Origin of the sequence: Paraburkholderia sp. RCC_158 (assembly GCF_041355255.1) — a bacterium.
GTDB lineage: Bacteria > Pseudomonadota > Gammaproteobacteria > Burkholderiales > Burkholderiaceae > Paraburkholderia > Paraburkholderia graminis.
This window is the reverse complement of the sequence record NZ_JBFUPM010000004.1, coordinates 342,325-362,950: the sequence shown is the minus strand read 5'-3', so window position 1 is coordinate 362,950 and position 20,626 is coordinate 342,325. Positions and strand designations below refer to the sequence as shown.

The 20,626-nt window shown below is 58.4% G+C and carries 17 protein-coding genes; 7 read left to right on the top strand and 10 right to left on the bottom strand.

Annotation, left to right across the window (positions count from 1 at the left end; genetic code table 11):
- Positions 1-23: 23 nt before the first annotated feature.
- The gene (locus AB6809_RS11050) at positions 24-1,238 is read right to left on the bottom strand and encodes a hypothetical protein (RefSeq protein ID WP_244814165.1); all 1,215 of its coding nucleotides are present in this window, start codon (positions 1,236-1,238) and stop codon (positions 24-26) included.
- Positions 1,239-1,351: 113 nt separating this feature from the next.
- The gene (locus AB6809_RS11045) at positions 1,352-2,017 is read right to left on the bottom strand and encodes a hypothetical protein (RefSeq protein ID WP_244814164.1); all 666 of its coding nucleotides are present in this window, start codon (positions 2,015-2,017) and stop codon (positions 1,352-1,354) included.
- 242 nt (positions 2,018-2,259) lie between these two features.
- Here AB6809_RS11045 and AB6809_RS11040 point away from each other — a divergent pair, with 242 nt between their 5' ends.
- Entirely contained in the window at positions 2,260-5,721 is a 3,462-nt protein-coding gene (locus tag AB6809_RS11040; protein WP_371026635.1) for a TM0106 family RecB-like putative nuclease, read from the top strand.
- A 408-nt stretch (positions 5,722-6,129) separates the two neighbouring features.
- Here AB6809_RS11040 and AB6809_RS11035 read toward each other — a convergent pair whose 3' ends face one another.
- Positions 6,130-6,264, bottom strand: a complete 135-nt coding sequence (locus AB6809_RS11035; protein WP_371026634.1) for a hypothetical protein — start codon at positions 6,262-6,264, stop codon at positions 6,130-6,132.
- Between the two features lie 444 nt (positions 6,265-6,708).
- On the opposite strand from AB6809_RS11035, the gene AB6809_RS11030 reads away from it, so the two are divergent.
- The gene (locus tag AB6809_RS11030) at positions 6,709-7,068 is read left to right on the top strand and encodes a hypothetical protein (RefSeq protein ID WP_371026633.1); all 360 of its coding nucleotides are present in this window, start codon (positions 6,709-6,711) and stop codon (positions 7,066-7,068) included.
- Between the two features lie 195 nt (positions 7,069-7,263).
- Here the strand turns inward: AB6809_RS11030 and AB6809_RS11025 are convergent, their stop codons facing one another.
- Positions 7,264-7,749: a hypothetical protein gene (locus AB6809_RS11025; protein WP_371026632.1), complete on the bottom strand. Its 486-nt coding sequence runs from the start codon at positions 7,747-7,749 to the stop codon at positions 7,264-7,266.
- A gap of 107 nt (positions 7,750-7,856) precedes the next feature.
- On the bottom strand, positions 7,857-8,303 hold the full coding sequence (locus AB6809_RS11020) for a hypothetical protein (protein WP_371026631.1): 447 nt from the start codon (positions 8,301-8,303) through the stop codon (positions 7,857-7,859).
- A 742-nt stretch (positions 8,304-9,045) separates the two neighbouring features.
- On the opposite strand from AB6809_RS11020, the gene AB6809_RS11015 reads away from it, so the two are divergent.
- Entirely contained in the window at positions 9,046-11,283 is a 2,238-nt protein-coding gene (locus AB6809_RS11015) for a DUF262 domain-containing protein (RefSeq protein ID WP_371026630.1), read from the top strand.
- A 658-nt stretch (positions 11,284-11,941) separates the two neighbouring features.
- Here AB6809_RS11015 and AB6809_RS11010 read toward each other — a convergent pair.
- From AB6809_RS11010 to AB6809_RS10990, 5 genes are all read right to left on the bottom strand, one after another.
- Positions 11,942-12,925 carry a hypothetical protein gene (locus AB6809_RS11010; RefSeq protein WP_371026629.1) on the bottom strand — a complete coding sequence of 328 codons (984 nt, stop codon included), beginning with the start codon at positions 12,923-12,925 and terminating at the stop codon, positions 11,942-11,944.
- A 232-nt stretch (positions 12,926-13,157) separates the two neighbouring features.
- Positions 13,158-13,481, bottom strand: coding sequence for a hypothetical protein (locus AB6809_RS11005; protein WP_371026628.1), 324 nt, complete (start codon positions 13,479-13,481; stop codon positions 13,158-13,160).
- Between the two features lie 194 nt (positions 13,482-13,675).
- Positions 13,676-14,683 carry a hypothetical protein gene (locus AB6809_RS11000; protein ID WP_371026627.1) on the bottom strand — a complete coding sequence of 336 codons (1,008 nt, stop codon included), beginning with the start codon at positions 14,681-14,683 and terminating at the stop codon, positions 13,676-13,678.
- A gap of 168 nt (positions 14,684-14,851) precedes the next feature.
- Positions 14,852-15,178, bottom strand: a complete 327-nt coding sequence (locus tag AB6809_RS10995; protein WP_244814152.1) for a hypothetical protein — start codon at positions 15,176-15,178, stop codon at positions 14,852-14,854.
- A 25-nt stretch (positions 15,179-15,203) separates the two neighbouring features.
- Positions 15,204-15,644, bottom strand: coding sequence for a hypothetical protein (locus AB6809_RS10990; RefSeq protein WP_244814151.1), 441 nt, complete (start codon positions 15,642-15,644; stop codon positions 15,204-15,206).
- A gap of 1,313 nt (positions 15,645-16,957) precedes the next feature.
- Between AB6809_RS10990 and AB6809_RS10985 the strand changes: the two genes are divergently transcribed.
- From AB6809_RS10985 to AB6809_RS10970, 4 genes are all read left to right on the top strand, one after another.
- Positions 16,958-17,374 (top strand): hypothetical protein, encoded by a 417-nt coding sequence (locus AB6809_RS10985; protein ID WP_244814149.1) that lies wholly within the window; start codon positions 16,958-16,960, stop codon positions 17,372-17,374.
- Positions 17,375-17,506: 132 nt separating this feature from the next.
- Positions 17,507-18,499, top strand: a complete 993-nt coding sequence (locus AB6809_RS10980) for a hypothetical protein (protein WP_244814148.1) — start codon at positions 17,507-17,509, stop codon at positions 18,497-18,499.
- 284 nt (positions 18,500-18,783) lie between these two features.
- Positions 18,784-19,722, top strand: coding sequence for a 5'-nucleotidase (locus tag AB6809_RS10975; RefSeq protein WP_244814147.1), 939 nt, complete (start codon positions 18,784-18,786; stop codon positions 19,720-19,722).
- Positions 19,719-20,546 carry an NAD-dependent deacetylase gene (locus tag AB6809_RS10970; protein WP_371026626.1) on the top strand — a complete coding sequence of 276 codons (828 nt, stop codon included), beginning with the start codon at positions 19,719-19,721 and terminating at the stop codon, positions 20,544-20,546. Before AB6809_RS10975 ends, AB6809_RS10970 begins: the two co-directional genes overlap by 4 nt.
- Positions 20,547-20,626 lie beyond the last annotated feature (80 nt).

Below are 20,626 nucleotides of genomic sequence, written 5' to 3'. Positions count from 1 at the left end.
CTCGGTCTCCCATGGTTTAACTTTCAGCTTTCGAAGCTTGCAAACCTCGGGCGGAGGGTGTTCACAAGTGCATTTGCAGTCCGCAACAGCCAAGCCATCTGTGCCTCGTCGTGCTGCACGGATTCTTCCGGCGGCTTGAAGTCGACGACCATCGTTCCTGCCTTCGGGTCAGCATCAGCGGCAATGTCGAACCGCACCGGCTCGCCGATTTCCTGCTCGAGCGCCGCTTGGTCGTCCAGCAGCGTCTGGAGTGCCTCTCGCCCTCGGGCTCCTTTGAAGGTGACTGAGAACCCGGCTGTCGTCGGCAGGGCGCGATAAGCAGTCAGGCCGACTACCGGTCCGGGCAAGGCAAGCTGAACCCAATTGTTGCCGCCATGCCGTGGTGGCGGCTGGTCAGGATGGTCGAACGTGGCTTGCGCGATGAACCTGTCCCAGAACGCGCGATTCTCGTTGCGGCTCGAGCTGGTCGAGTCCGCACGACCTCCAGCTTCGTCCGCGCGGACGGGTCCCAATTGCGGCAGGCGTTCGACGGCGCTTCCATCGCCCCGCACGAGGACTTCTCGTCTCACCAATTCCGTCTGAACCGACACTGCCGGAATGAGCAACGTGCGGCCGGCGTCATCCCGGAACGTGCGGATTTCGACAAAGGCAAGCCGCGACAGCAATCCGCCCTGGCTGGCTAGCAGGCGCCGCAGAGCGTGAAGGTCACTCCGGATGCCGTCGCCGGCGATGGCGAGCAGGAAGTCGCCACCCGTAAGAGATTGGTTCACCGCGTCGACGAATGGCGCTTCCTCTAGGTCCGGATGCACGGCTTTGGCCGCGGCAAAAATCGGATTCTCGCCAGTCAGCCCTCGCGACTTCTTGAGCTGTGCCTCGAGGTCGGAATAAGTCAGGCCGGCGAGGATGGTCGCATACTCGAACAGCTGAGCAACAACCTCCCGTCGCGCTTCCGGGTTGCGCCATAGCTTGCACTCGACCAGAACGAGCCTGCCGCTCGCCGAAACCCCGAGCAGGTCCAGAAAGACGTTCGACGCGCTGTAGCGCAGACGCAGTTCGCGACAAAGCGGCACGAAACTCTCGCCGTAGCCGAACATTTCCGTCATCGGCAGCAGTTGCGGCAACTCATAGAGTCGCTCCTGTAGCCAACGCTCGCTATGTCCTGTGGTCGCCGACAGCGAAACGCGCTCGAACGGTGCGAGGACGCCGCTCGCCTTCTCATCGAAAAGAAATGCAGTCATAGCTCTGTTCTGGTGGTGAAGACGTTACTGATACCGTGCAGTGAGCTTGCGATAAGTTGCGGCAGACTGCGTTGCGCAGCGACTTCGGCTCAGCGCTCAATCACTCAATAACTTCAGTCTTCGTCTGGGTCACCGAGAGACTCCCAACGACAGTAAATATCGACCAGCATGGGCGAGCCACCGTTCTCCTGTGTAAATTCGCGCAGGCGCTGTTGGGTCATCCGGTACCAGTCGTCGAACTGCTCCTCCGGTGGGAAGGCGAGCGTATCGTCCTGCAGCAGTCCGCCAATGCGATTCATCGTTGGTTTGCTAAGCGTGGTGTGCCCCCACTGCTCGATAGCATTCCGGAATTCCTGCGGGATTGGCTTGATGCGGAGCCATTTGATGAACAGGTTGACGAGCTTGTGCGATTGCCGACGCTTTAGTGGAAACTCGCGATGCGCCTGAGCCGCCCATGCTTCATGCAGGGAAGCCAGCATGTTCTTATGCCACTCATCGAAGGATTGTGGCGAAGTCACCATCCCGCTGAGCTTGCCGTCCCGTTTAAGGACGATGAGTTTTTTCAGCTCCGCCTCTGCCCAGGCGTTGTAAATCTCGTAGCCCGTGCGCGGGTAACCTTCTGGTCCGCTCTGGTTTCCCCTGAACGCGCCGGGTGTGGCACCCCACTTCGTATTCTCGTTGTTGACGATTCGAAATTGCTGGCGGCACGTGTCAATGGAGCTTTGATAGCCGCGAAGGACAAGGGAATGCTCCGTCGGATTGGTGTTGGGCGTACTCAAGGGGTCTGCCTCGCTCAATATCAATTGATGTGAATGCCTCGGCAAGCCGGGCGCTGCGCGTTAATAACGGCACACTTATCGGATTTCTGAAGGGCCGGGCGCTTTTTGCCCCAGGTTCCCCACCATCTGGTCGTCAAATATGGCTGACCGCAATCCAACGGCGCCACGATACCGCCAATAGGAGACATATTCTGTCTCTTATGGCCGTATCATGAGCAGGCTGCGGAGAACAAGGAGAAGAGATGCTGCATGTTGACGGTGTGAGAATCTATTCGGCGTCGGACCTCGTGTCCTTCCTGGAATGCGAGCACAGCACAACGCTGGCGCTTATCGATATGGATACGCCGCTTGAGCGCAGTCCGAAGGACGACCAGCTCGCGCTCGTGCAAGAACGGGGACTCATACACGAGAAAGCTTATCTCGCTGACCTGACCGCATCCGGCAAGTCCATCATCGACATCAACGCGGTCGCAGGCAAAGACATCCAGGCTCGCGTGGACGCGACGCTTAAGGCGATGCGCGCCGGCTACGACGTCATCTACCAGGCCGCCTTCCTCGACTCGAATCTTCTCGGCTACGCAGATTTTCTGGTAAAGGTTGCGACGCCGTCCGACCTTGGGGCCTTCAGCTACGAAGCCGTCGACACTAAGCTCGCGCTTTCGTCGCGCGGCAAGTTCATCACGCAGCTTTCCTTTTACTCGCACCTGCTCGCCAAGGCGCAAGGCGTCTACCCGGAGCACATGGCAGTCGTCCTCGGCTCGAACAAGACGACGACCTACCGCTGCGCCGAGTATCGCCACTATTTCGACATGGCGCTGTCGCGCTTCCTCGCGCGCGTGACGATTGACGAGGCTGCGAGCGTGACCGCTGCCGAGGTCGAGACGTATCCTGACCCGTGCGACAAGTGCTCGCAGTGTCACTGGAGCGAGCTCTGCGATAAACGCCGTGTCGACGACGACCACCTGTCGCAAGTCGCGGGCATCACGCGCGTGCAAGTGCGCAAGCTTGTCAGTGCAGGCGTGCCGACGCTCGCAGCGCTTGCAACTATGCCGTCCGTTACGTCTGTCCCCAAAATCGCGGACGAGACGCTCGCGCGTTTGCGCTCGCAAGCAGAACTCCAGCGGCACTTCCGCGAAACCGGACAGCGGAAAGTCATTCTTATCCCGAAAGCCAAGGAAGACACGCGACTTCGCGGATTCGAACGTCTGCCGGAACCGAGCCCTGGCGATATGTTTTTCGACATGGAAGGCAATCCGTTGGAGAGCGGCGGCCTTGAGTATCTGTTCGGGGTCTGGGAAGTCGACGAGCCGGAGGGCGAGTTCGTTTCTTTCTGGGCGCACAACCGAGCCGAAGAGAAGCTCGCGTTCGAAGCGTTCATGGACTACGTCGAGGAGCGCCTGAAGAAGTACCCGGACGCGCACATTTATCATTACGCGCCGTATGAGCCGACCGCACTCAAAAAGCTGATGTCGGTGCACGGCACGCGCGAATCGTCCGTGGACAATCTTCTCCGTCAGGGCAAGCTCATCGACCTGTACGCAGTCGTGCGCGAGGCGTTGCGCGTTTCCGAGTCGAGCTACTCTATCAAGTACGTGGAGCGGTTCTACCGCGGCGCCCGTGCGGGCGACGTCACCAACGCCGGCGCGAGCATCGTGTTTTACGAGCGTTGGAAGGCGCTGCGCGAGGACCCCGAGAAGAGAGCTGACGCAGACAAGCTGTTGCAGGACATTTCGGATTACAACCAAGACGACGTCGTGTCGACGTACAAGCTGCTCCAGTGGTTACTTTCACTTCGGCCGACGCCGCTTCAATGGTCGAATCGCCGCGACCCGAACGGAGGTGCAGCCGCGGCGGCAGCTGCCGTCAAAGAAGAAATTCTCCAGGCTCAGCTGCTCGTCGAGTCGCTTCTGAGTACGCTGCCTCCTGATGAATTTGACTGGACGCCCGAGCATGAGTACCGCGCGCTCATCGCGCGGATGGTCTTGTTTCACCAGCGAGAAGCTAAGCCGGAGTGGTGGGCGGTGTTTGCCCGCAAAGAAATGTCGGACATTGAGCTCACCGAGGATGCAGAATGCCTCGGAGGCTTGACGCGGGATATCACGCGCAAGCCGGAAGCGGTGAAACGCTCCAAGCGCTACTTTTATAACGCGCCGCCGCAGGAAACCAAGCTGCGCAGTGATTCTCGCTGCATGGATGTACTCACGGGCAAAGGGTTGTCCAACCTCCAGGTCGACATGGATAACCTGAGCGTTTCGTTCACCGCGACGGCGGAGCCGGGCGACAGATTGTCCATCGGACCGACCGGGCCTGTTGAGACCAAGTACCATCGCGCCGCGCTGGTTCGCTTCGCGACTGAGTTCCGTAACGGCGTAAAGAGCTACAAGGCTGTGCATGCGCTGCTGCGTCGGGAAACGCCGCGAATTAAGGAAGTCGTCCCCGGGTCCGCGCTAATTAACGAGAATGCCGACCTGCTTCCGCAGGTGGTTGATATCGTCAAGGGTATGGACGAAACGTGCTTGTTCATCCAGGGGCCGCCGGGCGCAGGCAAGACGTTCACGGGCTCGCATGTCATCCTCGAGTTGCTGAAGCAGGGCAAGCGCGTAGGCGTCACGTCCAACAGCCATCACGCCATCAACAATCTGCTTCAGGCGGTGGAAAAGCGCGCGCATGACGAGAAGTTCGTGTTTTCAGGTGTGAAGAAGTCCAGCGGCGGCGAATCGGAACTGTGCGGCTCCATCATTGTCGATGTGGGCGACGACGAGGACGTTTTCTACGGCGAGGCGGATTTGGTCGCCGGTACGTCTTGGCTTTTCGTCAAGGAAGAAATGCACGACCAGCTTGACTACCTGTTTGTCGACGAAGCAGGGCAGATGGCGCTCGCGAACCTCGCGGCCGTCGGTATGTGCACGAAGAACATCGTGCTGCTCGGCGACCAGATGCAGCTCGCGCAGCCGAGCAAAGGCATGCACCCGGGCCGTTCCGGAGAGTCTTCACTTGATTACCTGCTCGACGGCATCGCGACCATCCCGGCGGACAAGGGCATCTTCCTTAAGGCAAGCTACCGCATGCACCCCAACGTCTGCGAATTCATCTCGGACGCCGTATACGACAGTCGCCTAGAGCCAGCGCCTGGCACCTCCGCTCGTGTCGTGAATGCACCGTTTGAAGGGCGGAGCGCCGCGCCGATGACAGGCATTCGCTTCATTCCCGTTCCGCATGACGGAAACGCACAATCGAGCAAGGAAGAAGTGCAGAAGGTCGTGAGTCTGGTGAACGAGCTTCTTCAAGGCACGCGCGACGACGGCGGACAGATGGTTCCGATGACGCTTGACGATATCCTGGTCGTGGCGCCGTACAACGTGCAGGTCAATGAGCTCAAACGCGCACTGCCGGCCGGCGCTCGCGTCGGCACCGTCGACAAGTTCCAGGGACAGGAAGCGCACGTCGTCATCATGTCGATGGCGACGTCCAACGCGGACTACCTACCGCGCGATATCGAGTTCCTGTTCAGCAAGAATCGCCTGAATGTCGGAATCTCTCGGGCGAAGGCGCTTGCTATCCTGGTCGCTTGTCCCGACCTGCTCACCGTGCCATGTTCGACGCCGGAGCAGATGGCACTCGTCAACACGCTGTGCGCCCTCGTGCATTACTCCGGCCGCATCGCGAGCAGGGAGTTGCCCGCCAGCGCCCGGGTGGTGGTTTGAAGGACGGCCGGCACAGAGAGCTAAAGCCACCCATTTCGGGTGGCTGTTTTCATGGCCGCCTTCCTGCGTTCATGTTGTTAAGGGGCATCGGGAGCGGAGAGGGGCACAAAACATCCCCTGTTCAGGAATAGTCGAGGGCGTCAGGTCGGTATCTTCTGAAGCCGTCACGTGAGCGGGGCAGAATCAGACGACAGACTCCGACAAAAATGCAGAAGGCATAAACAATGAGAATACTGCAAACGACCGACTGGCAGATTGGCACCCGGTTCGGTCGGTTCACACTAGAAGAGGCCGCGCATCTGACTAAAGCGTGCTTCGAGACGGTCCCGACTCCATGGAAAGCGTCTGTGAAGAAGGCCCTAGCAGCGAAGAAGCTTGCAGCGAAAAGTCGGCGGTCCGAGGAGAAGGTCACTTCGAGAAGAGTGCGGTCAGGACGGCGGGTGCTAAACCGAACGCTGTCGTGAGCAAGAGCGTACCGGTTGCGGCCAAGAGGATGGCGGCGAAGAAATCGACAATGCAAAAGGCCGCATCTTCGAAGGCCATGTTGCCTGCAAGTACGGAAGGGCATCCTCGAAAGTTTTGGTCTCTCAGCCGCCTTTTTTTCTGTTGCCCGGCCCGGGTTTATAGCAATTTTCCATGATTGCCTCTCCGTCCTTCTCTTCGTTCGCAATCCAGTGAGCTCCGGTTAAAATAAGCACCTATCACAATTAGGGGCGAGAGTGAATATCGACGAATTCGAAGCTCAAATCGAGCCGGCTACCAGGTGGTTCTTCGACCCGACTACCGAGCAGACGCTAACCGGAGTGTTTTACGATGATGTGCGTGTGAGCACCGGTTACCTCGCGCCAGGCCCGAAGTCGCCTAGCGAAGTTCTGAAATCGTGGCATAGCAAGCTTATCAGTAGCATTCAGTCGGGCAATCCCAGCATCGCCGAAATTCGTACGGGTAAAGTTTTGGAAGCTTCGAGTTGTTGCGGAAAAGCTTCTAATGACTGATTGGAACGCGGCACGTGACCCTTCGGCACCGGCGCTTTCGGTGCATTCCGCTCGGCGCTTCGTGAATTTGGCCATTAAGGCGCTCCGCGCGCATCCCGAGTTGGGCCAACAACTTGCCGAGGCTATCTACGAAAAAGGCGATGCGACGCTCAACGAGCCGGTAATCAAGTTGGCCGAGGAGCTTCTCAGAAAAGACTTTGACTATAAGTCATCCGAAGCCGACCATGGGAGAGCCGCTACACAGTATGAGAAAGCGCAGGCTGCCATTAAGGCATTTTGTGCCAAGCATGGAACGAAGGCGGTGATTTTCGACGTCATTGCCCGCGCGGAACATCTCGCGAAGGCCGCGTAAGCAGTCCAGACGAGCGGAGCGCTGCGGGGTTTAAGTGGCGGCGAGGCTTCATGGCCGCAATGGCCACGCTTGTTCTGCGCGCTGACCGCGGTCCTTCAAAGGCTGCGTTCAAATTCTCGGCGCGATGCTGGGCGTACCGCTAGCTGCGAGCTTAGTCGTTCTGCTTGTCCTGCTTTTCGTCGACGCGGTTCGGTATCACCGGGGACGTGAATGCCGCAGCCTGAACAGACGCGGCTTATTGCTCTCCGCGTGCCGAGCCCGAGCCTCGTCGTGGAAGGCTTGGCCCCAGGTACAGGCCTTCTCGAGTGCGTCTTCGAAGGTGAGTGCGTAAAACCACTGGTCGCGACTCACTTCCCAAGAATAACCGAGCCGCTCGCCATCTACCTGGAAGTACGGCTGGCGCGCCTTGACGAGGAAGCCGAGCACCTGCTCCCGGTCGAATACGCTGTTATGCAGGATTTCCTCGAAGTCGTCGATGGTGTTTGCCGTTTCAAGGCCGGGCAGGTGCAAGCCGCCGGCGAGAAGGGCATCTCGCGCATCGGACAGTTCTGCTTCGATTTCCGAACGCGTCGGGTCAAAGAAGCGCCAGTCGACGAGCATGGAATCGAGATGCATGATGCGCTCGAGGCGCACCGACAGAGCGTTGCAACGGATGAAGCATTGAATGGGCGTGCCGGTCATCTAGTCTCCTCTTGTCAATGAACAGAATTGTCGAGCACAAACGGGACAAACTTTGTCTCTTTTTCGCTGGCATCATGCTGATTAGGGACCGCGACCCGCCAAGTGGCTCAGGCTTCGTCGTCCTCCGCCTCGCCCCAGACTTCTCGCGAATACCGTTCTGCCCACTCGAGCGCCGCGCGTTGTGCGGCCTCGTAGCTCGGTGCGTGAAACCAGGCGGTGCGCACCGGCGCCCAAGAAAAGTGAACTTCGCCATTGCCGACTACGACGAACTCGCGCTGCCGGGCCTTGACCAGCCAGCCAAGCTCGCCGTTCTCGTCCTCGATAAAGGATTCAATCTTCTGGTGCAACTGCTCCGCGTTGGCGGGTTGGTCTGCCCGTCCTCCGAGGAAATCGCGGCGCAGTGCAAGCATCACCGAGTCGAAATCGTCCGTGAATGCCTTCCTGATATCTGCAGGCAGGCGGCCGTCGTCGAGCATCGTGTCGACGTGAAACATGCTCTCCAATCGAAAGGCCAGACGACTGAACTCTGCGCTCAGGGCGGGGGTGTCGTTCAAGCTGGGACCTCCTTGATGTGCAATGTTGTTGCCTCTATTGTGCCCGTTCCGACGCCGCGAATGCCCGCGACGTCGAGAACGATATCGGTGTTTTCGTTGGCCGGATTGCGTTACCACGCCTCGAGTGCGGGCAGCACATTTGCATACTGAGTAGCGAGCTCCTGGTCGAGCGCCATCTTGAATGTTCTCCAAGACGTTAGTGTGCGCTGGGGTTGAGACATTCGGTGGCTCGATTTTTTTTATTTTCGTGTTTCAGGGCGAAAGACCGCTTTGAACATGCCGGCCACCAGAAGTGGGTCTGGCGGGATTCAATATCGTCAAGTATGGGTTGGCCCTTTCGAACATACAAGTTTCCCTCTCGCCGGGTCCGCGTATTGCCAGTGCTTGGCCGGTGCCGTGAGAGCGCACCGTATGGAGAGCCTTGGCTGATACCTCCATACCGTGAAGGTTACTAACAACGCTCCAATCGGAACGAGGTTTTGAATGGATGCCTTTCGTTAAACGCCCGGTGCGGACTCGGGCCGTGCACTTCTCTTCTTCCAGTGCCTGCACCGCGATTCGTTGCAAGGTGAAGTTGGCCAAATCCGCCGAGCACTGCAGCCAGCCCATCGTACCTGGGCAGCAGCGCAATTCATACCAAGTGCGGCGAGAAACCTCCGCTGGCCGTCCCACGATAATATGAAAAAGCACCTGGCAACGTCGGTCCACCGCGTCGTCGAGTGCGGCATCTGTAGGCGATGGCATGTCCCCAATGATTCCGTTAAGGAAGCCTCATATCATCGAGAATCCATCTTTTCCACCTCAACCAGCTCTTGAGCGCGATGTCATCGACCCAGAAGGCTCACGTTGTCAATGGCGAGACGCATCCCCAAGTTCAATTGCCTCGAACTTTTTGCTTCGACTGAGCTTTGCTCCGGCGCCTTATGCCGCATCGTGCGGCTTCGGCTTTTCCGGCTATGGCCAAGCGCGGGCCGCTCTGCGGAAAATCGATGCGCTCGTGCGAGAAGTAGCCGGCTGGGAGTGTGGACTGGGTTGTGATAGCGTAACGCCTTCATATAAACACGCCTTTTTGCACGGCGAAGAGGCTTTCATATTTTCCGGGGGACGCATGACCAGCACATCAGCCGAAATCCAGTCTCTTGACGACCTCGTCGCACCCGCCAGTGGCAGTCCGGGAAAGGTCACGAGCACCTATGCGAACCGCATCCTGCCCACGGACCTGACCATCAGCAAGTTTCTGAACAACCTCCGAGAACGCCGATATCAGATTCCCACATTTCAGCGCGACGTCGTCTGGGAAGCCGAAAACGTCAAAAAGCTGTGGGACAGCCTTTACAAGTTCTACCCTCTCGGGAGCATCCTTGTTTGGCGTACCGATATCCAGTTGCATCGCCACCGCGCCATTGGCGGTGTTGAGATTGGCTCGGACGAGCCGCTGAGAGAATTTCATTACCTGCTAGACGGTCAGCAGCGCACCACGGCGCTCTTTACCTCAATTTTCGGTGGCGCTATTGCAGGCCGTCCAGGCTTCAATCCCCAGTTGTGTGTCGACCTCACCGTGGGGGATTCTAGTGACGTTGATGACGTGAGCTACCGGCAACGCTTTCTTTTCGCGCAGGAGATTCTTGAAGACCCCGAGCTCCGGGAGCGCTACGCAGCGCGAAAAATCGTCAAACTTCAGGATGTGCTGGAAAATTATCTAGGCGTTGAAAGCGCTCTCGAGAAACTTGGCTACGAATTCAGCCACCCGGCACGCGAAAGCTTGCGGCGTTTCATGGCGCTCTTCAGCAACTATCGACTTTCGATTATCGAGCTGAATGGCATTCAGGTTGCCGAGGTGTGCGAGATTTTCGCGCGCGTGAACACTGGCGGCAAGCCGCTCAATATATTCGATATCGTGGTGGCAAAGACCTATCGTCCCGCTGAACCCGGCAAAGGCCTTTTGCCATTCTATCTGCGCGAAATGTTCGACGCCTTCCGCGATAGTCCGCAAATGAGTCAGAGTCCTTACCGGAATCTGAGCGACCTGGATTACCTGCAGATGCTTGCAGTCGTTGTGAAGTTTCAGTTCGGGAATCAGTGCGACGTTGAGAACATCACCGACCGGTATTTGCCGCAGTTACGAGCCGACCACGTGGAACACGTCTGGGAGCGTGCGACCTACGCTTTTCGCGAGACGTTTCATTTCCTACACCACCAGCTTCATCTCGGCGGCCCCGGACTGGTTCCGTACCGTTATCTCTACATGGTCCTCGCCGCGTACTTCTACAATATCGAAAGACCCGACTATTCGCTGCTGCGGCGCTATTTCTGGACGGTGTCGTTCCACCAGAAAGACCTGCTCAGCGGCACGAGCCAGATGTGGGCGCAGGCACGAGAACTCATCGCAGCGTCGAACGCAGCAGCAACCTCGCCGTCAATTCCATCATTCAGCACGCTCGAACTGGACAAGGCTGACCTGCGCACGTCAAGCTATAACTCGAAATCGCGGTTTTACCGTGCTGTCGTGGGCTTTTTCGCAAGCCAAGAGCCTCGCGACTGGGCCCCGCCACACGAGCGAGTGCTGGCCAATACGTACTATCAGGCAACAGACCAGCCCAATCTTCATCACGTTTTTCCGCGCGCCTTTGTCGAGCGGGATTCGTTCCTGCATGGTAAACAACTGGGTAACAGTCTAATGAACATCGCCTATCTCACCCAGATTACGAACCTTGACATCAGCGACCAAAATCCGGTCGACTACCTGAAGGACTACGTGGGCGAAGCGTTTAACAAAGTCATGGAGAGCCACCTGATTGGCACGGACCTGGCGCGTATTGCCTCGCTTGATGAACTGCCGGCCGACGCTCTGTTGAACTTCGTCGAAGCTCGCATCGACAATATCATCAGCGAATTACGTGGGCTCGGTCTTACGGTCAACGTGACGGACAGTGCGACGCCCGCGACAGTTGTCACGCGACCGGTTGAGGAACTGGCCTGAGCCAGTTGCACAGAAGCGACCACACACGCTCGGGCAACCATAGTGCTTCTTCGAAGCAAAGCGAAACTGTTGCTCCTGGTTGTTGTCTTGCTTGACAGCCGTTTAGGGGGCATGGCGGCGCACTAAACTGTGCCTCCCGACGGAAGACAGCCGCGGCTGCGCAATGCGACGAGTGCTCCCTAATGCCGAACGGCCCTTTCCGCGTCGGCTGCTTTCTCCCGTCGGCTGTCCAAATTCGGCATTGTGCAAGGCAATCAGACCCGCAGTTCCGCGACATGGTTAACCAGGAATGGGTTGAAAAATATCAGGCTTGTCTCGACCAGGCCTTGGCATGGTACAAGAATCCGCTAACTGAAAAAGTTAGAGGCGGCATGGGGAAAGGCGTTCACCATGTCCGCGAGAACCTCACGGGGGGGCAGACGAGGACGGGCCAGTAAGAACGTTTGAACGCTGGACGTCAACAACTGGTCGCCGCTCGTAAAAAAACAGAGGGAATACCGTACAAAATTGAATCACTTGCAAAAAGAATTTCCGATGCCAAGCAGAGCGCCGTTGAAGCCCCAACGCCCATTGGAGCCAGCTTGAGGATAGGCGTGAGTCGCCGCCACACAGTGCTCGAGTAAGCCACTGGCAACTGGTAGGCGGCGCAAGCAAACAGTTACGGGTTGACGGTCGTCGTCGCAGAGGGCGCTGTAGAAGATGGCGTGGTAGGGGCCGGAGCAGCAACTGACGGCGCCGCTAAAAGTCCGTCGATAGCTCCCATGTGCCATAGCACGCGGTCCAAGCCGCGTCGATTCATGAAGGCCGACAATTTTGCTGCCCACGGATGGCTGTTGCTAACCTCAAAGACAACATCCGGATGGTTGAAAAACTCCTCGATGCTAATCCACTCCGGTCCCACAGGTCCTTGCCTCGTGAGGTGACCGCCTATCGCGGAGTAACCGTCAAGCGGACTAGCACGCAATTCTTGGCTCATATCTGCAGGGTCCAACTTTTGACTGGTTCCAGCTGGCCGGAAATCGTTGAACAGCAGTGGAACAGTGAGCAGGTCCGCGACCAAGGAACAATAGTTCTGAAGATGAGCTAGGTCTCGAGCGTTTCCCTGAACGCGAGGCATACCCATCGATGCTAGAACGCTTGTTACCATGCTGTCGTAAATCACGGCCTGTTCCGAATATCCAGGATATAGCTGGAGCATTTTCGATATACCGGAGATTGGGCGCCGCTCTCTTACGTTCGGCTGCACTGCCGATGCGATGTAATCCAACGCTTGCGGAAAAGGCATTGCGGGCACTCTCTGGACGGTACTTCTCACCTCGAGAGCGACGTGGTCCCTTTCCGGTCCGCCAAGCCCTAGTAAGCCCTTCATAGTCGTTGCCACGCTTTTTGCATGGTTCTGGGCAGCTTGCCATTGTGGAGGGTTGGACGACAGGGGGTTGTGAACACCCATAACCTGGTCGCGGATAACTGTTGCGGTGCCTCGTGGGTCGGTTCCCTCGAAGACGACGTTGTTCCCCGCCATTCGATTCGGCTTTAGTTCCCCGACAAAAAAATCGTGGAAAAGCACGCGCGCGCCTATCCCTCTCATTGGCCACTCCATAAATTGGTTGACAAGAATTTTTTTGAGCTTCGAGAAGTCCATCTAGCTTCCGCTCGCTAACCTATACGTTGTCGGCACGAAGGACGAAATCTTGAATAATGCTGTTGGCCTTCAATGAGCATCGTCGCCAGGTGGGCGTCATAGTTAGTAGCTACGTTGAGACAATAGCGGTAGCGTCAGCTCGGGGCTCCTCGAGCTCCGTAATAAGTTCGCTCCGAACGCGAGCGGCTTGGTCCAATTTTGTGAGACGCGTTCTCGGCATTCACGCTTGCGCTCAAAAGTCGCTTTCGAACCATGTCCCGTCGAAGTCCTTCCACAGTTCGTCCTTCGTCTTGTTTGTCCAGTCGACGATGCTTTTTCCGTCCTCTGAGAGGAGGACCTCAACCATATCGCCGGGCCTGCTTCCGCGTAGACGCCCCACCAGACCTTGTCTCGGACTCGGGCCGACTATCGCCTCGTGGGCCGTTTGGTCTTCGAGCTGAAATCGCACGCGATAGCGTGGCGTGCGATGGCTCTCGGTTTGACGTCGCGTGCGATACCGGGCGGTGCGAACAAACTCGACGGAAATGAAGACAAGCGTGCCGGCAGTCACTGCCATTGGGTTCCTCGCATCGTCAACTGCATCGTCGTGACGTCATTGCTTGCTACCCGATGGCTCGGCTGGGTGTCATGGTCAGTAGCCACCGTGTCACTTGGGGCGCCCCCGAAGTGCCGACTGCGTCGAACTCGGCAACCAGGGCAGTCTGCGGTCGCTAGAGCGTTGTGTCATCGAGTCTTACATACAATGCGATTTTAAACTTCACGTAAGACGAGTCTGAATGCGCTGCGGTCGGCGAGCGGTGTGGGCGGGAAGGCCGGTCCTCGGACGCTGTCCGTTGCGCAAAATGTTTCAAGGGCGCGGAATGCGTAACGCGTTTGACGGCGCGACACTTCTGCAGCCGGGCCAAGTTTGCGAACAGCGGCAACCCACGCTCCTAAGACCTCCCGCCAGTACTGGTTGCTGCGCCAGCGAGTCGAAAGCGGGGCAAGCTCAGCAGGGAGCACCGGCTTCATGGCTTGAATGACGCGGTTCGCGCAGAATAGTGCCTGCTCGTACCTTCCTGCTGCGATTGCCGACGAACACGCAATTGCGCCTGCCGCCAATAGGTCGGCGCGGTGGGCGAGGTGGTGCATTGCGATGTCGGCGCGCCTATCCGCGTTCCATAGGGCAGTCTCCGCCTCAATTTCTTCTTCGGCAATCAATGCGGCAGAGCTTGGCTCGAGGAATGCGACAGTTCCGTCGACGGTGGCGCGTTCGCGATACTGGTAGAGTGGCGTGGCCGGGCACATGACTACACGCGGTCCCGTCAGTGTGAACCAGTCCGGTACTCCGTACAGTCGCGCCGTGAGGTCGTGAGCAGCCGGCGCTTCGAGCCGGAGTGCTGCCTGCATACCGGATGCGAACTCCCGGATGATTATGCGGCGCATCGCATTGAGCGGAATGTCTTCGGGCTTTGGCTCAAACGTTGCCGGCAGGCTGCTGATGACGTCCCACGCTCCATTGACCAGGTACTGCTGATTGCGAATTGCTCCGTACGCCCTGGTCAACCGTTCCCAGTGAATAGACTGACAGGCTGCGGCCACTGCATCCCGGGCGCCCTCGAAGCTCAGACCCTCGACTTCCTGAGAGAGGCGTTCGCTCTTGATGAGCAGACGTTTTTCGATTATCTCAATTAGCTTTTCGGCCTTGACGGTGCCGGGCGCGGGAAGGCCAACGACCTCACAGAGCGCAAAGAATCGCTTGTAGCTCACCTTGTTCACTTTCTCCGTCTCGTGTTGATATTGAATCGTAAGCTGAGAACAAGACAAACCGTGTCTCAAATGTTAGACGTCTCGTCAGCCCGAGGGCCTTGCGATTCGAACCGCTGCCACTCAGTCTCGGTTCTCGGCTACGCCTAGCTGACTGGCCATTTTGTTTGCTTTTGTCATTCACAAATCACACTGCTCGAACCACGTTCCGCCAAAGTCCCTCATAAGCTCTTCGTCTGTTCTGTTTGTCCAATCGACGATGTCGGTCCCGCTTTTGGATAGCCTCACCTCGACTATGTCCCCGAGCTTGCTCGCACGAATGTGAGCCACGAGATACTGTCGTGGATTTGGGCCGACCATCGCCTCATGAGCAGATTGGTTCTCCAGTTGGTATCGCACGTGATAGCGCGGGGTGCGATGGCTCTCGGTTTGGCGTCGCGTGCGATACCGCGCGGTGCGGACATACTCGACGCTAAGGAAAATCAGCTTGCCGGCGGTTACTGTCATGCTGCTCTCCATGTCGCGACCTGTATCACAGGCACGTGGTTGCTTGCGGCCAAAGCCCCTGAGCGGCGCTATATTCAGCGAGCCACTGCGTTGCCAACGCCTCGCCTCGTGCACCTGCCGCGACGAGCTCCGCAACCAGTTCCACTTTCTCATCGTCGGCATTGTCAAACTGCGCAAGCTGCCTAAGCGCGATGATACGGGCGCAACGCAGCCGGAAATATTCGATGTTCGCGGCACTGGACGAATCAAGGCTTGGAGAGGCTGGGGGGATGGTTCTGGATACGGCGCGCAACGTGCGATTCGCGCAATCCAAAGCCTCCTGGTCCGCCCCCTGTTCGATAAGCGCGTCCACGGCGATGCGTGCGGCGGTCAGAAAATCCGGCCTTCGGGTGAGTGCGTGGCGTGCTGCATGCGCTCTGGCGTCCGGGTGTGCAAGGTATGTGAGCGCCGTAAGCTCTGCGGCCAACCGTACACATCCCGTCGAAGAGTGCAGTGCGGCCCTCGCATCTGTCCCGGGGTCAGTCTTTCGGTACGTGTATAGGGGTTCATCAGGCGCGAGGAACGGAATATTCCCAACCAGAGCCAGCCAGCTTTCTGCTCCGTAAAGGCGTGCGGCCAGGTCGTGGGCAGCGGGTTGTTCGAGAGCAAGTGCCTTAGCGAGTCTCATGGCGAAGTGCCGCGCATAAAGTCGCTGACCGTCGTTCAACGGAACTTCGATGCTGTCGACGTCGACAGCAGCCGGTAGAACGTCCGCGACAGACCAGCGCCCGCTTGGGAACCTCGTAAAGCATGTAGGTTCCGCGAGCTCGTGTATAAGTAGCCGCCATTTCGGAATGGCGCAAGCTCGCGCGATAGTCGCCTCACTCGCGGAAAATGTGAGACCGGGCAATTCATCGCGCAAGCGTTGGCATTTCTTCTCAAGTCTGCCTAATACCAGCTCTGTCAGGCTTCGCTCGCTGCCTCCTTCTGGCGGACGTAGTCCGAGCAGGTCGGCTAGGAAGGCGATGCGGGGATGGGGTTGGGTCATTCTCTCAGGCTCCAGCGTGCGTCTTGAAAGTTGTTCTGGTCGCGTCACAGCCAATGGCATTCCCTCGTGCCTCGATAACTACACGAGAACGTTTTTCTTGTGCGGCGGCCGAGCGGGTATGGCTTTTTTCTTTCGTCGGGTTGTGGTGCCACGCTTCCGGTTTGGGCTGGACATGAAAATATTGGGCGGCGAGCTCCCGGTCGAACGGCATCGGGGAATGTCCCTCTGACGTGGGCTAGGTCGACAGTATTCATCCGGATTGAGACATCTGGTGTCGCAATTGCTGAATGTTTCTTCTTGGCAATGGTGCCGGGACGACCCGATGCGGCGCCGGAAGCTTATGTAGTCGACAGCAGGCGCAAAAGGTGATGCATGATGGGGCGTTCTGCACCTGATGCTGTTGTTCCCGGCGAGGGACAGCCGCCGGCGCACCTGTCCGTTCGAGGCAATTTGGCAGACCGACGCCGCAGCCGCCATCCTTATAAGACATGAAATGTCTCAACCCGGCCTCATAATGCGTCAACTGGCCGCTGAAGTCTCGCTGCGTTTGTTTCACGTGACGTCGGTCTCGTCAAGAGGATAGACGTGTGTCGCGCACACGATTGCATAACAGCGCGCGACGCCATCAGTCGTGGGCTCCAGTGAGCGTAACTATATAGAGACCATAGAGTACGGCTGCCGGAAGCTCAGATTTATACGGCGGTGAGCTATGCAACTGTGTAACCAGGGAATTTTCACGGGGGAACGAAGCAATGTCGGCTAATAACGTTGCAAGCTACGCCATCTGGTTTTCGATAGCGGACGGCAATCCCAAGACCCGCGCATCCAAGATGGAAGCGGCACTTCAGGCTTTGTGGGAGGCCACCCTGAAGTACTACACAGCCGAGCCGTCTCGCGCTCGCGCGACAGCGCGGTTTGAGCCGTACGTTCACGTCGGGGCGAACTTCTATCTGCTTCACACCGAAACCCATTTTTCGCCAGGCGACATTGGCGGATTTCCAAAGCACAATGAGTTGCTTGGACCCGAGGATGACGTAGTCGCCATCCGAATCGACCGCGGCTGGTACATTCCGCATCATGGCTTCGCCGACCAAAAGCGGGGAGAAGAACTGAATACCTGGAAACGTCAGGCTGATGACTTCTACTTCGAAAATCGCGCCCGTAGTTGACCCGGTCGGCTATGGACCTTGCAGCCTTGCGTGCGGGGATGCGTGGAAGCTCAACCGGGCTGCGCGACCCCTTGGGATGCAAGCCGCTCGGACCTGAAACTGTTTCTGGATGGGCGATAACGGAGGACCGGATTGTACGAACGCTTTTGTCTGCTCGCCACCGCGTTAAAGCTGCCAACGTGGAAGGCTGATGCAACACAAGATTTCCTTGGGGAGCTGAAACGGCGACTGGAAACGAAGGCATTGCGCCTACAGATGTTGCTGCCGGGTCTGAGCCGGGAATGCAGTCTTGATGCCATCAGTGCGACCTGCGTAATGCGGACCTGGAGGGAAACAGAGAAAGCGCTCGGAGCAGTCAGTACGCAACAAGACCTCGAAGACTATGCATGGGAGCTCATCGACGTGTTGCCGGGGTGCTTCGAGCCCGACCCGCGCGATTTGCCGGTAGCACCGGTGCCAAGAGTCAGCATTCGGACCTTCGCCAGACGCCTTGAGATAGCGCTGAGGATTGATGCACCTACGGCCTGCCAAGTGGTTGCAGAGCTCTTCGGGGCGACGCACTGGCAGGCCTTGATGGGGCCGAGTCCGTTTTTGCCCATTGCGGAGCCGATATATAGTTATCGGACCGATATGGTCAACGGTGAGCGCTATGCCTATCTGGAGCCGTGCCACGCGGCCCGTCTGGCTGATGAGGACTTCGACGCGTTTAGCCTCTTGCGCCAAGACATATTCCAGCTTGACGCGGCCGCTGACGAATTTGTTGACCGGCCTGGCTTGCTTGCAGCGGCGGCATTCGGGGCTGCCGGACATATGATTGCTGGCGAGTACGACATCGCGGAATCAAAGGCGCGGGCGACGCTCAGTGCGAGCGGCGCCAGTTATCCGGAAAATTGCCGCCTGCGGCTGGCCCCCCATAGCAGGACGCACCTGCTGTACATCCAGGTCAGGGCGGCGCTTTACGCTGCACTCATTTACTCTGGCAAAGATGATGAAGCGGCGGTTGAGCGCGAATTCCTGATTGCCCGTGGGCGTGAGTATCGGGCCGAATACGAGCGGCTCCTCAAAGAATGGGCGCCGCGAAACGCAACGGTCCGGCACAAGACTGTACTCAAGCTTGTAAGCTGACTCGGTTCCCGCGCGGCCATTGCAACTCGCTCCTATCCAGCAGTGACCCGCAGGCGCTCGTCCGCCACTGGCGGACTCACATTTTTGTGGCTCTCGAGAACCGCCCTGCGGCGACACGTTCGCTCGAGGCCCGTGTCTTCCTGGACGGTCTTGGCGGATGCCGGCCTGTGGTGCTGCGGGCTCGGCATCTCTTCGTTGCCTGGCGCTGTAGCACATAAAGCAGGTAAGAGCGCGGCAGACGCGCTGTTTGCGTGAGACATGAAGTGTCCGAAATCGGCAGTAGGATGAAACTCTTTCGAAGTCGGGAGGCTGCGTTGGGTACGAACGGAAAGGTTATCGTCGCGGTTTCTGCAAGAGCGCTCTTCGACTTCGAAGAAGAGAACCTCGTTTTTCGAGAGGCCGACCCGGCTGCGTACCGCGCGCTGCAGGAGAGGAAGCTCGACCTTCCCGCTCAGCCGGGCGCTGCTTTCCCGCTTGTGCGAAAGCTCCTTGCATTCAGCGGTGAAGGTGGAAATGATGTCGAAGTGGCCATTCTTTCGCGCAATGACCCGGTGACCGGCCTGCGGGTCTTCGGCTCCGCCCGTCATCATGGGCTGGCAATCAGCCGCGCTATCTTCACCAGCGGCGCTGCGCCGCATCGCTACCTGCGTCCGCTCGGCGCGAACCTGTTTCTGTCGGTCAATGCTCTTGACGTACGGGCCGCGATGGCGGGAGGGTTTCCGGCCGCACGAGTCTATCCCGCATCGGCGGGAACTCGTCTTCGGAACAACGGCGAATTGCGAATCGCCTTCGACGGCGATTCCGTCCTGTTTAGTGACGAGGCGGAACGTATCTTCAGGCTGATGCAGTTGGAGCAGTTCATCGACCATGAAGTGCGCAACGCCCGTATACCACTGCCGCCGGGACCGCTGAAGCCTTTCCTTGATGCGCTCTGCTGGCTCCAACGCGGACGCAGGTCGACTGTTACTGTGCGGACCGCGCTTGTCACCGCGCGAAGCGCGCCCGCGCACGAACGCGCCATTCGTACGCTGATGGCGTGGGGCGTCACGGTCGACGAAGCGATGTTTCTCGGTGGTCGGCCGAAAGCCCCCTTCCTGGCCGAATTTGAGCCGGACATTTTCTTTGACGACCATGTCCGCAATTGTGAGTCCGCGTCACGGCACGTCACAACCGGTCATGTTCCTTACGGAATCAACAATGAACCCGAGGTTGCGTTGCAATGACGCTAGAAGCTCAGTCACTCGAGACGGCGGCCGGATGGTTGCGCGAAGCGGATGGACTGCTCATCACCGCTGGGGCGGGGATGGGCGTGGATTCGGGGTTGCCGGATTTTCGCGGCAATCAGGGGATGTGGGCCGCCTATCCCGCACTGGGCGAGGCAAAAATCCCTTTCGAGTCGATTGCCAACCCGGATGCTTTCATGAAGAATCCCGCGCTTGCCTGGGGCTTCTACGGCCACCGGCTTGCGCTGTACCGGAGCATCGAGCCGCACGCCGGTTTTGCCATCCTGAAGCGCTGGGCAGACGGGATGAGTAGAGGAGCGTTCGTCTTTACGAGCAACGTCGACGGTCAGTTCCAGAAGGCCGGGTTTCCGGAAAGCGCCATCGCGGAATGTCATGGCTCCATTCACCACCTCCAATGCACAGAGCCGTGTTCAGTGGACATCTGGTCAGCGGCCCGTTTCGCACCCGACGTCGACGAGCGCGCGTGTCACCTCAAGAACGCATTTCCAAAATGCCCGCGCTGCGGTGCGCTGGCCAGACAAAATATTCTGATGTTCGGAGATTGGGCGTGGCTCGATTCGCGTACTGAAAGGCAGCTGGCGAGGTTGGACCATTGGCTTGGGGGCGTCGCTCGGCTCGCTGTGGTCGAAATCGGCGCGGGCAAAGCGCTGCCTACCGTAAGACGGTTCAGTGAGCGCCATGGTCCGCGCGTCATCCGCATCAATGCGCGGGAGGCCGTAACCAACCCAGCGAAGGGCGTCGGCATTCAGGGGCGTGCGGTCGAAGCGCTGTCGGCGTTGGACGAGCTTTTGAAAGACAGGTAGCGGAGGAGTTTGCCGAAGCGGTATGCGTACCATCTCGGATTTCCAGCCCTAATACATGTCGACACTTGTGTTGGCGAGCG

What these genes read in the sequence shown, in the direction of transcription:
- AB6809_RS11050 (WP_244814165.1), bottom strand. Translation starts at nt 1,238, where the DNA reads ATGACTGCATTTCTTTTCGATGAGAAGGCGAGCGGCGTCCTCGCACCG.
- AB6809_RS11040 (WP_371026635.1), top strand. Translation starts at nt 2,260, where the DNA reads ATGCTGCATGTTGACGGTGTGAGAATCTATTCGGCGTCGGACCTCGTG.
- AB6809_RS11035 (WP_371026634.1), bottom strand. Translation starts at nt 6,264, where the DNA reads ATGGCCTTCGAAGATGCGGCCTTTTGCATTGTCGATTTCTTCGCCGCC.
- AB6809_RS11030 (WP_371026633.1), top strand. Translation starts at nt 6,709, where the DNA reads ATGACTGATTGGAACGCGGCACGTGACCCTTCGGCACCGGCGCTTTCG.
- AB6809_RS11025 (WP_371026632.1), bottom strand. Translation starts at nt 7,749, where the DNA reads ATGACCGGCACGCCCATTCAATGCTTCATCCGTTGCAACGCTCTGTCG.
- AB6809_RS11015 (WP_371026630.1), top strand. Translation starts at nt 9,046, where the DNA reads ATGTCCCCAATGATTCCGTTAAGGAAGCCTCATATCATCGAGAATCCA.
- AB6809_RS11010 (WP_371026629.1), bottom strand. Translation starts at nt 12,925, where the DNA reads ATGGACTTCTCGAAGCTCAAAAAAATTCTTGTCAACCAATTTATGGAG.
- AB6809_RS11005 (WP_371026628.1), bottom strand. Translation starts at nt 13,481, where the DNA reads ATGGCAGTGACTGCCGGCACGCTTGTCTTCATTTCCGTCGAGTTTGTT.
- AB6809_RS10995 (WP_244814152.1), bottom strand. Translation starts at nt 15,178, where the DNA reads ATGACAGTAACCGCCGGCAAGCTGATTTTCCTTAGCGTCGAGTATGTC.
- AB6809_RS10985 (WP_244814149.1), top strand. Translation starts at nt 16,958, where the DNA reads ATGTCGGCTAATAACGTTGCAAGCTACGCCATCTGGTTTTCGATAGCG.
- AB6809_RS10975 (WP_244814147.1), top strand. Translation starts at nt 18,784, where the DNA reads ATGAAACTCTTTCGAAGTCGGGAGGCTGCGTTGGGTACGAACGGAAAG.
- AB6809_RS10970 (WP_371026626.1), top strand. Translation starts at nt 19,719, where the DNA reads ATGACGCTAGAAGCTCAGTCACTCGAGACGGCGGCCGGATGGTTGCGC.